Origin of the sequence: Pseudomonas sp. DTU12.3 (assembly GCF_004124275.1) — a bacterium.
Lineage (GTDB): Bacteria > Pseudomonadota > Gammaproteobacteria > Pseudomonadales > Pseudomonadaceae > Aquipseudomonas > Aquipseudomonas helmanticensis.
Window position 1 is genome coordinate 4,895,309 of record NZ_CP027218.1, and the last position, 12,908, is coordinate 4,908,216.

The 12,908-nt window shown below is 51.1% G+C and carries 10 protein-coding genes; 3 read left to right on the top strand and 7 right to left on the bottom strand.

From position 1 onward, the window contains the following. The 4 genes from C2E19_RS22445 to acs form a co-directional block, all read right to left on the bottom strand. Positions 1-699: an ABC transporter permease gene (locus C2E19_RS22445; RefSeq protein ID WP_129395124.1), complete on the bottom strand. Its 699-nt coding sequence runs from the start codon at positions 697-699 to the stop codon at positions 1-3. Beyond that, positions 696-1,385, bottom strand: a complete 690-nt coding sequence (locus tag C2E19_RS22450; protein WP_103304062.1) for an ABC transporter permease — start codon at positions 1,383-1,385, stop codon at positions 696-698. The genes C2E19_RS22445 and C2E19_RS22450 overlap by 4 nt, the downstream gene beginning before the upstream one ends. A gap of 91 nt (positions 1,386-1,476) precedes the next feature. Further along, complete coding sequence (locus C2E19_RS22455) at positions 1,477-2,250, bottom strand: ABC transporter substrate-binding protein (RefSeq protein ID WP_129395125.1); 774 nt, start codon at positions 2,248-2,250, stop codon at positions 1,477-1,479. 724 nt (positions 2,251-2,974) lie between these two features. Next, on the bottom strand, positions 2,975-4,930 hold the full coding sequence (gene acs / locus C2E19_RS22460) for an acetate--CoA ligase (protein ID WP_129395126.1): 1,956 nt from the start codon (positions 4,928-4,930) through the stop codon (positions 2,975-2,977). A gap of 436 nt (positions 4,931-5,366) precedes the next feature. Between acs and C2E19_RS22465 the strand changes: the two genes are divergently transcribed. The 3 genes from C2E19_RS22465 (at position 5,367) to C2E19_RS22475 (ending at position 8,384) form a co-directional block, all read left to right on the top strand. Continuing rightward, complete coding sequence (locus C2E19_RS22465) at positions 5,367-5,627, top strand: DUF2790 domain-containing protein (protein ID WP_129395127.1); 261 nt, start codon at positions 5,367-5,369, stop codon at positions 5,625-5,627. A 562-nt stretch (positions 5,628-6,189) separates the two neighbouring features. Continuing rightward, positions 6,190-7,440 carry a ribonucleotide-diphosphate reductase subunit beta gene (locus tag C2E19_RS22470; protein WP_008084848.1) on the top strand — a complete coding sequence of 417 codons (1,251 nt, stop codon included), beginning with the start codon at positions 6,190-6,192 and terminating at the stop codon, positions 7,438-7,440. A gap of 89 nt (positions 7,441-7,529) precedes the next feature. Beyond that, positions 7,530-8,384 (top strand): DUF2971 domain-containing protein, encoded by an 855-nt coding sequence (locus tag C2E19_RS22475; RefSeq protein ID WP_164979447.1) that lies wholly within the window; start codon positions 7,530-7,532, stop codon positions 8,382-8,384. 111 nt (positions 8,385-8,495) lie between these two features. On the opposite strand, the gene C2E19_RS22480 is transcribed toward C2E19_RS22475, so the two are convergent. The 3 genes from C2E19_RS22480 to C2E19_RS22490 form a co-directional block, all read right to left on the bottom strand. Beyond that, positions 8,496-9,641, bottom strand: coding sequence for a hypothetical protein (locus tag C2E19_RS22480; protein WP_129395129.1), 1,146 nt, complete (start codon positions 9,639-9,641; stop codon positions 8,496-8,498). Then, positions 9,641-11,800, bottom strand: a complete 2,160-nt coding sequence (locus C2E19_RS22485; protein ID WP_164979448.1) for an ATP-binding protein — start codon at positions 11,798-11,800, stop codon at positions 9,641-9,643. Before C2E19_RS22485 ends, C2E19_RS22480 begins: the two co-directional genes overlap by 1 nt. Before the next feature lie 86 nt (positions 11,801-11,886). Beyond that, positions 11,887-12,867: a DNA cytosine methyltransferase gene (locus C2E19_RS22490; protein ID WP_129395131.1), complete on the bottom strand. Its 981-nt coding sequence runs from the start codon at positions 12,865-12,867 to the stop codon at positions 11,887-11,889. Between the last annotated feature and the right edge of the window lie 41 nt (positions 12,868-12,908).

Genomic DNA, 12,908 nt, shown 5'->3' on the forward strand with positions numbered 1-12,908 from the left:
TCAGTGCTTCCGCGGGGCCAGGTAGCTCAACCAGCGACGCTCGGCCAGCTTGAACAGCTTGACCAGAATGAACGTCAGGCACAGATAGAACACGCCGGCGGTGATGTACGCCTCGAACGGCAGATAGAACTGCGCGTTGACGGTACGCGCCGCACCGGTGATGTCGATCAAGGTCACGATGGACGCCAGACTGGTGGTCTGCAGCATCATGATCACTTCGTTACTGTACTGCGGCAGCGCCCGGCGCAGGGCCGATGGCAGCAGAATGCGCTTGTACAGTTTGAAGCGCGACATGCCCATGGCCTTGGCCGCTTCGATCTCACCGTTCGGCGTGGCCCTGAGGCTGCCGGCAATGATCTCCGCGGTGTAAGCGCTGGTGTTGACCGCAAACGCCAGGCACGCACAGAACGTCGCGCTGGACAGCCATGGCCAGAAGATACTTTCGCGTACCGCTTCGAACTGCGCCAGACCGTAGTAGATAAGGAACAGTTGAACCAGCATCGGCGTGCCACGGATCACGTAGGTGTAAAGCCACGCGGCGCCGTTGACGACCGGGTTCTTCGAGACGCGCATCAGCCCCAGCGGCAAAGCCCCCAGCAGACCAAAAAACAGCGACAGCGCGAGCAATTTGAGGGTGGTCACCAGGCCGCCGAGGTACAGCGGCAGAGCCTCCCAAATGACGTTGTAGTCGAAGATCATAGATCAGCCGCCCTTACGCCTACCGAGTAGCGCTTCTCAAGTTGACGCAGGATCAGCAACGAAACACTGGTGATGACCAGGTACATCGCCGCCACTGCGAGGAAGAAGGTGAAAGGCTCGCGAGTGGCATCTGCCGCCTGCTTGGCCTTGAACATCATGTCTTGCAGACCGACCACGGAAATCAGCGCGGTGGCCTTGGTCAGTACCAGCCAGTTGTTGGTGAAGCCCGGAATCGCCAGGCGAATCATCTGCGGCACCATCACCCGGAAGAACACCTGAAAACTGCTCATGCCGTACGCCATGCCCGCTTCGGCCTGCCCCTTCGGAATCGCCATGAACGCGCCACGGAAGGTTTCCGACAGGTACGCACCGAAGATGAAACCGAGGGTGCCGATACCGGCGGCCAGCGGATTCAGATCGATGTAGTCGTCATAGCCGAGCAACGGTGCAACGCGGTTGAGCAAATCCTGACCGCCGTAGAAGATCAGCAGGATCAGCACCAGATCGGGAATCCCGCGAATGACCGTGGAATACAGATCGCCCAGCCAGGCCAGCCAGCGCACCGGCGACAGGCGCAACGCGACACCGATCAGCCCGAGAACGATGGCCAGAGCCATGGACGACAAGGCGAGCTGAAGCGTCAGCCATGCGCCATCGAGGATGACAGCCCCGTAGCCTTTCAACATGATTCAGGTCCTCGAAAGTTGGGATGAAAAAATGGCGCAAACCGCAGAGATCCTGTTGCTTGCGCCATTTCGGACTTGTCGCAGAGACGGGTTACTTGCCGTAGATATCGAAGGCGAAGTATTTGTCCTGGATTGCTTTGTATTTGCCGTTTTCGCGAATAGCCGCGATGGCGGTGTTGATCTTGTCTTTCAGGGCGTCGCCCTTGCGCACTGCAATGCCTACGCCGTCGCCGAAGTATTTGACGTCGGTGAACGCAGGACCTGCGAACGCGAAGCCTTTGCCGGCGTCGGTGTTCAGGAAGCCGTCTTGCAGCAGGGTGGCGTCAGCCACGGTACCGTCGAGGCGACCGGCAGCCACGTCGAGGTAGATTTCGTTCTGCGAGCCGTACGGTTTGATCTCGGCACCCAGTGGCGCGAGGACTTCGCGGGCGAAACGTTCGTGGATCGAACCACGTTGTACGCCGATGTTCTTGCCCTTCAGCTCGCTCAGGTTTTCGCTGACCTGAGTGCCGGCCTTCATCACCAGACGTGCCGGGGTGTTGTAGTACTTGTTGGTGAAGTCGACCGACTTCTTGCGGTCTTCAGTGATCGACATCGACGACAGGATCGCGTCGATCTTGCGCACTTTCAGTGCCGGGATCAGACCGTCGAACTCTTGCTCGACCCAAACGCACTTGACCTGCATCTGCTCGCACAAGGCGTTGCCGATGTCGTAGTCGAAACCGACGATGCTGCCATCCGGTGCTTTCGAGGCGAACGGAGGGTAAGCCGCTTCGATACCGATCTTCAGAGGTTTTTCGTCAGCGAAGGCATTCAGCGACAGCACGGACAGTGCCAGGGCGCCAAGCAGCACAAGTTTCTTCATCTTGGGACTCCATCGGTAAAGGGCAAAAACGGCAGAGTGAGCGACAGCCCAATATGCGAATGGGTGAATCGGGAAATCGGTTGCTGCATCGGTAGGAAATTTCCCATTGAAACCTGGGGAGATTTCAACATCAGCCACGATGAGCGAGTGATCGGCATTCTAACGACAGGCCGGAAGCCGATATTTCTTCAATGCGACAACTAATTACAGATGCACAGAGAAAGCGACTTTGGCACATTGACAGCCCTGCAATTTCATGCAAGAGCGAAAGACAGTGAACCGATCTATGCTGCAAATTGCGGGCCTATTATTCGCAAACCCTTCTAATCCGGCAAGCGCAGCGTTGTGTCTTATTTTTCACCGGGGTTTTTAAGGCTCTAAAACGGGGCGATGCGTTTCCCTTCGCCCCGTCGCGGGGCGGGCGGTTACACATTCGGTTACGTGGAAGGCAGCGGGTAACAGTGGGAAAGGGCTTACGGCACAGGTCGATAATTATTGGTTGGGTGAGTCCGCGTTCCGACAGCGGACCGCCCCGGCGTCTGACAAATTGCTTTCGCGAGCAAGCCCGCTCCCACAGTTTTGATCGCATTCCAACTGAAGAAACCCGATTCAAACTGTGGGAGCGGGCTTGCTCGCGAAGGGACCGGCACGAACACCACAAACCCTGCAGACACAAAAAAGCCCCACCCGGCAAACCCGGACAGGGCTCCTATGCTTCTAACGCTTAAGCCACATTCATCGTCTTGTGCGTATCAATCAAATGCTGCACTACACCCGGATCCGCCAGCGTCGAGATATCCCCCAACCCGTCGTATTCCGCCGTGGCAATCTTGCGCAGAATGCGGCGCATGATCTTGCCCGAGCGTGTCTTCGGCAGCCCCGGCGCCCACTGGATCACGTCCGGCGAAGCAATCGGCCCGATCTCCTTGCGCACCCAGTTTTTCAGCTCCAGACGCAATTGCTCGGTCGGCTCCTCACCATTTTTCAACGTGACATAGACATAAATGCCCTGCCCCTTGATGTCATGCGGCACCCCAACCACCGCCGCCTCAGCGACTTTCGGATGCGCAACCATCGCGCTCTCGATCTCGGCCGTGCCCATACGGTGACCGGACACGTTGAGCACGTCATCGACACGCCCAGTGATCCAATAGTAACCATCGGCATCACGGCGCGCGCCGTCACCGGTGAAGTACATGCCACGGAACGTCTTGAAGTAGGTATCGACGAAACGATCGTGATCGCCATACAGCGTCCGCGCTTGACCCGGCCACGAATCGAGAATCACCAGATTGCCTTCGGCCTCGCCCTCGATGATGTTACCGAGGTTGTCGACCAGCGCCGGCACCACACCAAAGAACGGACGCGCCGCCGAACCCGGCTTCAGCGCGTGCGCACCCGGCAGCGGGCTCATCATGTTGCCGCCGGTTTCGGTCTGCCACCAGGTATCGACGATCGGGCAACGCGATTTGCCGACATTCTTGTAGTACCAGTCCCAGGCTTCCGGGTTGATCGGCTCACCGACCGAACCGAGCAGACGCAGGCTGCTGCCATCCGCGCCTTCAACCGCAGCCTGACCCGAGGCCATCATCGCGCGGATCGCGGTCGGCGCGGTGTAGAGGATGTTGACCTTGTGCTTGTCGACGATCTTCGCCACCCGGGTGATGTCCGGATAGTTCGGCACGCCTTCGAACAACAACGTGGTCGCGCCATTGGCCAGCGGGCCGTAGACGATGTAGCTGTGGCCAGTGACCCAGCCGACGTCGGCGGTGCACCAGTAGACTTCGCCCGGACGGTAATCGAACACGCGCTCGTGGGTCATCGCCGCATACAGCAAATAACCGCCGGTGGTGTGCTGCACGCCCTTCGGCTTGCCGGTGGAGCCCGAGGTATAAAGGATGAACAGCGCTTCTTCGGCGCCCATCTCTTTCGGCGCGCAAACGGTGCCCGCCACTTTCATCAGGTCTTCGTACCAGATGTCGCGATGCTGGTTCCACTTGATGTCGCCACCGGTGCGCTTGCAGACGATGACTTTCTGGATGCTGCTGGTTTCCGGGTTGGTCAGCGCGTCGTCGACGTTGGCCTTGAGCGGAATCTTCTTGCCGGCGCGAATGCCTTCGTCAGCGGTGATCACCACTTTCGATTTGCAGTCGATGATGCGACCGGCCAGGGCTTCCGGCGAGAAACCGCCGAACACCACCGAGTGAATCGCGCCGATCCGGGTGCAGGCCAGCATGGCGACCACGGCTTCGGGAATCATCGGCATATAAATGGTCACCACGTCGCCACGGTGCACGTCCTGACCACGCAGGGCGTTGGCGAGTTTGCACACTTGCTCGTGCAGTTCGCGGTAGGTGATGTTGCGGCTCTCGGCAGGATCGTCGCCTTCCCAGATGATCGCGACTTGATCGCCACGCTCGGCCAGATGACGGTCGAGGCAGTTGTAGGAAACATTCAGGGTGCCGTCGGCAAACCACTTGATGTCGACATGGTGATCGTCGAAGGAAGTCTGTTTCACCGTGGTGAAAGGTTTGATCCAGTCGAGACGCTGAGCTTGCTCGCGCCAGAAACCGTCAGGGTTGACGACCGACTGCTGGTACATGGCTTTGTAGGTCGCCTCGTCAGTCAGCGTGTTAGCCAGAACCTCGGGACGAACGGGATACAGAGAAGCCGCACTCATCTTTCCTACCTCGGTGTAATAGTTGTTTTTGTATGACCCCGTTGTAGCCGGGCCGGCCCCATAGAACCATTCGACGATGGTAGTAACAACCCCTCCCCCACCATAGCCCCCCCGTGTAGGAGCTGCCGAAGGCTGCGATCTTTTGATCTGGATGTTTAAAGATCGCAGCCTTCGGCAGCTCCTACACGGGGATTGAGATGATTTCGGGGATTGTTACCAAATCTGCCAAAGGTGTTTATCAAAACCCGCTCTGTTTACCCCCGCCCCATCTCCCTAAAATCCACCTCGCCGACAAGGCAAACGCGATTAACAACGATACAGCCCCCACGAAGGCCGTTAATCCAGCTCTCAAGTAACAACCGCAAACGATGAAGTTCCACACGCAACCCTAAAAAGGTTGCGTGACCCCACTCGACCTCAAAAAGGTAAAATTGAAATGAAAGCTTTATTGGTTCTGGCCCTCAGCAGTCTGTGCGCAACCGCCATGGCAAACGAGGTCCCGACTGATGTCGCACAGCAACAACCGGCCATCGAGGAATACACTTACTCGACCCACCTGGACATCGCCAACGTTGTATCAATGAGCGAAGTACCAAATGTCTGCGAAGTTGTCCCAATGAAAATGGAATACGACGACTCCACCGGCCAGCGCCACATCCTGCGCTACAGCGTCATGGGCAACGGCTGCACCAATTGATGATTCGAGACTGCACCGAATTGGATCTCTCAGCGCCTCATTGAGGGTCGATTCCAGCCCGACTTCGGTCGGGCTCAGTTGTGTCTGGAGTCGTGCAAAAGGCTTGCAAAACACAAGATATAGTGAAAAACGCAGCTTTCTGCTCAATTCTTGAGCAACCGAACCCCGGCGAAAAAATTAATCAAAAAAAATTCTCACGGGCCAACATCCGCGAAAGCCCTGTAAACCCTCGCTCCGACTCAAATCCCCTTCCTGATCGACCGCCCTGCGCTCATTCGCCTCCCCCACGAGCCTGTTTTTTTCCCTATAATGCCGCCCTAATCGGGTCAGCAATATTCCCTTACAGGGATCAAAGCCATTCTGAAGCCCCGCAGACGCGTTCAACGCGAACTGCGCCCGTCAGAGGCTCTCGGAAACCCGTACAAAATTCTGTTTGATGCCTGCGTTTAGCTGCTGCAAAGAACGATTCCTTTAGATCCAACGCGGTCTGTACGACCGTGTGAAAAACCAACCAATCAGGTTTCACACGGGCGACAGGCCCTCACGCAGGAGACGACACGTCATGCTGAGCTGGGACGAATTCGACAAAGAAGACAGTGAAGTAGCAACAGTGAAAGGCGCTAACGCCGGCCACGCTACTGAAGCCAACATGGACCGCCTCGACAACGCTGGCGGTGCCGCCGCGATCGAAGCCCGCGCCGTGACCGCCGACGACTCGGCCGCTGTCGCCCGCGCCAAGGCTGCACTGAACTCCCTCGACGTCGCCGAAGGCCTCGCCGAACTCGAAGGCGCCTCCGCCCGTGTCGCCGTTGACGAAAAGCGCATGATCAACTGCCGCGCCGACCTCAACCAACTCGTACCATTCAAGTACGACTGGGCCTGGCAGAAATATCTGGACGGTTGCGCAAACCACTGGATGCCGCAAGAAGTCAACATGACCGCCGACATCGCCCTCTGGAAAGACCCGGAAGGCCTGACCGACGACGAGCGCCGCATCGTCATGCGCAACCTCGGCTTCTTCTCCACCGCCGACTCCCTGGTTGCCAACAACCTGGTCTTGGCCGTGTACCGCCTGATCACCAACCCGGAATGCCGCCAGTACATCCTGCGCCAGGCTTTCGAAGAAGCGATCCACACCCACGCCTACCAGTACTGCATCGAATCACTGGCCATGGATGAAGGCGAAATCTTCAACATGTACCACGAGATCCCATCGGTCGCGAAAAAAGCCGCCTGGGGCCTGAAGTACACCCGCTCGATCTCCGATCCGAAGTTCGAAACCGGCACCCCGGACACCGACAAAGAGCTGCTGCGCAACCTGATCGCCTACTACTGCGTTCTGGAAGGCATCTTCTTCTACTGCGGCTTCACCCAGATCCTCTCCATGGGCCGCCGCAACAAAATGACCGGCGTCGCCGAGCAGTTCCAATACATCCTGCGCGACGAATCCATGCACCTGAACTTCGGCATCGACGTGATCAACCAGATCAAAATCGAAAACCCGCATTTGTGGGATGCTGAGATGAAGGAAGAAGCGACCCAGATGATTCTGCAGGGTACGCAGCTGGAGATCGAATACGCACGTGACACCATGCCTCGCGGGGTGTTGGGTATGAATGCGGCGATGATGGAGGACTACCTGAAGTTCATCGCTAACCGTCGTTTGTCGCAGATTGGTTTGAAGGAAGAGTATCCGGGGACTACGAATCCGTTCCCTTGGATGAGCGAGATTATGGACTTGAAGAAAGAGAAGAATTTCTTTGAGACGAGAGTGATTGAGTATCAGACTGGTGGTGCGTTGAGCTGGGATTGATAGCCCATCTATAAATTATTAATTATAAGACCCTGAATATGTTCAGGGTTTTTTTTGCCAAAAAGCCTACGACGAAATCAGAAAAATTGATGCTCAGCTACAAATATCGCGCAATAAACAAATACTCACTGGACATCCTGAATCACAACAGCGTGTACTTCTCCAAGTACACCGACTTTAATGATCCATTTGAACTATCCACGCCATTCCCCAATTTAGCAAGAATGTATACAAGAGCATCCGCCGAATTAGATCAGTTACATAAAAGCGGAATTTTTAGTTCAGAGATATATCAAGAGCTAAAAAATATATGTGCAAAAATAATAAAAAACGGCAATCCTAAACTAGATGAAACGCACAAAAAAATCAGGGAAAGAATGTCAAGAGTTGGGATTTATAGCCTCAGCCAAGTTAATAATGAGATACTCATGTGGAGCCATTATGCAGACAACCATAAAGGATTCTGTATTGGCTTCGAAAGCCTACACTTAAATACCATCCCACTAACAAAAAAACTTCCCGTAAACTATAAAACTACTTTCACAGATCTTGACGACCCCAAAATAATCATAAATTTTTACACAGAAGTATTCCACAATCTATTACATCTGCCAGAGAATGAATGGCAAGCCAAGAGAGAGAAACTGGCAAAAAAACTAAAACATGAAGATGACCAGCGAGGAGGTCTCTCCGTTTTAACAGACAAGTATGAAAAATGGTCATATGAACAAGAAGTGAGACTTATTGACCAGAAAAACTTCGGATTAAAACAATTCGACCCTAAATGCATAAAATCCATAACATTCGGCTTAAGAGCAGATCCAAAAGACGTTAAAGAAATCCAAAAAATCTGCAGAGAGACTAACAAAGAACACATTACTTTTTACAAAACCGAAAAACATGATGAAAAATTCGAGTTAAATATAGTCGAATTACACACTTAAAATTCGGCTCATACCCCTCAAGACAACCGCTCATTTACACCATAAGTCTCGCAGATTGCAACGGGAAGCATATGAGCTTCCCGGCGAATAAACCCCTTATTTAGACATAAATTATCTTCGCATAGATAAAATAAGGTTAGCGGCAACCGCCTCAAAATCCAGATCCGGAACTCCAAACCGACCATAGTAGCGTGCAAACTTTGCCTGCACTCCCTCAGCAAAGGGAGTGTCTAATGTCGCAATCCTATCAAATTTCCCACCCTCTAAAAACTCACCAATTGGAACCTGCGATAAAGATTGAAAATCGGTTATAAGATGTGGAATAAATGATGTCCCGGGAAGATACTTATATCTATCAGGCTGTCCACCAGCCGCCTTTCTGTTATCACCAACTAGCGAAACAAGCTCTTTCCTCTTAGCCCCGCTGATCTCTAAATCCCCTTCGACCAAATTTTTTACTTGATTAAACTCGGGAAACTCCTCAATAGCCCGACACCTCACAAGCAGAACAATCTCAGCCTTACCCTGTTCAAAATCACAAGCCGGATTGATGACCAAATAAAAACCGCCATTCTCAGCACTCTGATAGATATCCCCCAGATTGACCCCGGGATTAATTGACGGCCAAATATAGTACTCGACCGGATGTATCTTTGCCTGAGCATCATGCTCGGGATTAAAAAAACGCCTTATTGAAAGAGAACTTAAAGAATTAGCCAATCGACGAGCAAGAAGATAAGCGATTTCACCATCCGCGTTCAGCTCAGAGTTACTATTCCACTGTTCCTCTACATGCCCCCAAAGATACTTTCTCTGCTCATCCTGAATGTAACGTATCAAACTAGGCAATTTAGTCTGAAAAGTATCCACGACAACACGCATAAGCTCATCCGTCGCCCCTTTTCGAACCACTTTCACAAAGTGGCTTTCAAGGTGCACGATTTTATCAGCGTAACCGGTGTGAAAAATCACTGGAATAAACTGATTTTCCTTTAGGACGCATAGAATCCTTTCTCCGCTCAACTGCTCAGCGTCCGCAGCTCTGATACCCGCGTCAGCAATTCCATCTTGCAGGTCCAGAACCACAAGATCAAAATTACCCGTTTTTACATATTGTTGTGCTTCTGCAAAATTATTAACGGTCTTACAGCGGACAATGTCATCACCTAAAAGACCTGGTTCCTCTAATAGCTCAACGAGGAGATCAAGTATCCCTTGATCATCATCAAAAACCAAAAAATTCCATATATTAGCCATCAGACCCTCCTTTTCAATGTAATCCTGAATGCAGCACCACCAAGAGGATTAGAATCCATCAACTCCAAGTTCCCACCATAATAATCCGTCACTATATCGCCTACAATTGAGAGCCCCAAACCTACACCATCACTTTTGGTAGTGAAATATGGTTCAAAAATCAATTCTCGGATATTAGATGGCACGCCAGGACCACTATCGGCAACTATTATTTCCACCGCACCGTCACTATTTCTCTTCACTGTCACGGCCACAATGCGGTTATCACCATCAACCAGTTTCAGCCAATAAAGACTATTTTGGAAAAGGTTGACTATGATTTCCTGAAACTCTGCTGGATCAATACTTACTAGCGTTTCAGAATCGGGAGAACTGAATACTACATTTAACCTTTGGAATTCCTCTGCGAGGATATCGTGTGCATCTCTTATTAACTGCTCCAAATAGAGCTGTGCAGGTTTTCCCCTTCTGCGACCACCGAATGGTTCAATACGCCGAAACACCCCATCCAAGACCCCGCCTTGGCCTAGAATATTTGAAAAACGCTCGACGAGCTTTGAAACAAAAGGACTGTCACCACCTTCCTCTTTTAGGCGAGTAACACTATTTAAACCTAATCTGGCATATCCAACTATCTTGGCCAAAGGATGACGCCCTTGATGTAGCAAGCCATCTATTAGCTGACCTAAAGTTGCCAACCCATGATATCGAGCGACGACGAGCTTTATCTCTTCAATCCTCCGAACATAGTCTTTTTCAACTTTATCCACCATATCTAATGCCGCCTTGTCATCAGGATGCTTCTGAGACAAGTGCGTTTTGATATCGTCAAAGTCTATTAAATCAAATAAACCTGGACGTCCCCCCTCTTCTTTCTTTTTTTGCGTATCATCTTTTCGCTTGTACTGTCGGCGATACACTTCCATCCTTGAAAGAATAGCAATCATTATCTCTCTTAGATCATAGTAAGCCTGATTCTCTCTCAAGCCTTCCCGGTTGGACTGATCTTTCAACTCGGGATTTCTGTCCGCCGCAATCTGGACATATCCAAAAATTTGGTTATTGGAAATTCTAAGAGTAGGATTTTGCACTCGACGAAGATCCAATCGGAGCCAGTCATTATTTGGCTCACCATAAGGCAAAACTCTAAATCCATCTCGGTATATATTAACACCAGCAAAAGCATCAAGATCTTTTCGCACATTTGATATTGAACTTTTAATCATCTGAACTATGTTGCCCAGATCATCTCGATCCCAAATTCTAAGTTCGACATCCAGAGCTCCGCACGCTGGACTGCGGAAATTACTCTCATCCGATTCGATATTTGAATCCAAAAACTCCCAGCGACCGTCATCTCCTACTGGAACAATTTTACCTAACACTCGAACGGGATCCCCTCCAGCGTGAACAATATACTTCAAATCGACCAAGCCAGTTTCAGAAATCGTTCCTGAAACGGTGTAGTGGGGATATTTAACGGTCTGCGGAGGTTCTATGCTTTTTGAGAATTTTTGAAAAGGAGCTGGTGCCGAAATTTTTATATCAAACCCATCAACTTTTGAGAAGGGAGAAACAAGCCGCGACAAACCTCTCTGCAAAGCAAGAAAGCTCATCTCCTCCCATGAATTTCTTAATCCAATCATCTTCAAAATAGTGCCATGTGTTCCACTTGCACTTTCGAAAAAGCCCTTCGAAACAACATCATTATTTGAAGATATCTCTATAGCGTCGCGCTGGAGAGTTCTGATTTTTATCTCATCTAGATATAGCTCTTCGTCGTCAAACTGAGTCCAATCAAAAATCGCATAAGACTCCAATGGACTCCCTTGCTGACGGCTAATCAACTCTAACGAAACAGCCAACCTTGATGCTGCAAATCTTCCTACACCTTTTTCACCTAATACTCTCCGGGTACCATCCAAGCTTTTTTTATTTTGTTTTTTTGTAGGTGTCGCGGGCTCCATCCAAGCTCCGCGAATTACATCCAACCCCATACCCGAGCCATTATCAATTACTTTAATACAACCGCCACCGGCACGCAGATCATCATCAAACTTAATGAGAACGTTACGCGCACCAGCATCATATGCATTCTTTACTAACTCGATAATTGCAACAGTATCACTACTAATGAGTTCCTCACCCAAGGTCTTCATTATTCTTGCCCGAGGCCGAAATGCTGAAGGCCTGTTCTCGTCATTATCTTCCATAGATCCCCCGGACAGACTTAGTTATTTTTTATCTAAGCGGCCTTTATTACTTTACGGCCTGACACAACAAAAAGAGACCTTACGATCTCCTCCATTACTGGAGAACAAACCGCGTTACCCATCAACTTTACCTTATCACGCCTAGTTACATCCGGAAAAATATAGTTATCCGGAAATCCCATGGCTCGTCGAAGCTCCTCGGGCTGCAGCATCCTCATCATATGCCCTTCAGCTGTAGGCATAACAAAAGCGAACCTGTCTACTGTTGTGACAGTGCGCAATGGGTCATCCATCCGCTGCCATCCACCAGAACCATCCGTTCCATAATAAACAATAAGAAATGCTTTATCGCTACCCAATTCAGCTATAGCTCTTTCCGCCCGTGCCAACGTATCTTTTGCTCGGCGAGGTATACGTAGCGGGGTCATTTTGTATTTCCCGCTACAATCCAAAATATCCCAAACATTCTTGTACGTTGTGTTAGATGGCATTACTACTTCGGGAGACTCTTGACGATCGGCAATCATAAACAATCTACGTCGACGCTGAGCAACACCAAACTTCGACGCATCAATAACTTGCTCTCGGACGTTGTATTTCAGTAGTTTTAGTTCCGCCATTAACTCATCGTAACGGGACCATGGTTTCATATGAATAACATTCTCTAGAGTTATCCAACGTGGCTTCATAGCCTTAGCGTAGCGAATTACTTGGAAAGCGGTGTCTTTACTATCGTCAGAGCGGGGCTTCGCCCCCCGTGCGCAGGTGTGATGCGTACACTCAGGAGACGAGATAAGAAGATCGATAGGCCCTGTTTCTTTTAAGATTTTTTTTGGGCTTAGCTTCCGAAGATCTCCTTGATAAACTTGCGCCTCAGGGAAATTGAGCTTAAACGATTGGACTGCAGGCCCCCAAAGATCTACTCCTCCGACAATCGTCGCGCCTCCCTCCCGAGCCCCCAAACTACTACCTCCGGCCCCGCAGAACATGTCAAACGCGCGAATCTGATCCATTTCAAAGCCTTTAAATTAATCTTCTAGCCAGGTTACCAGGT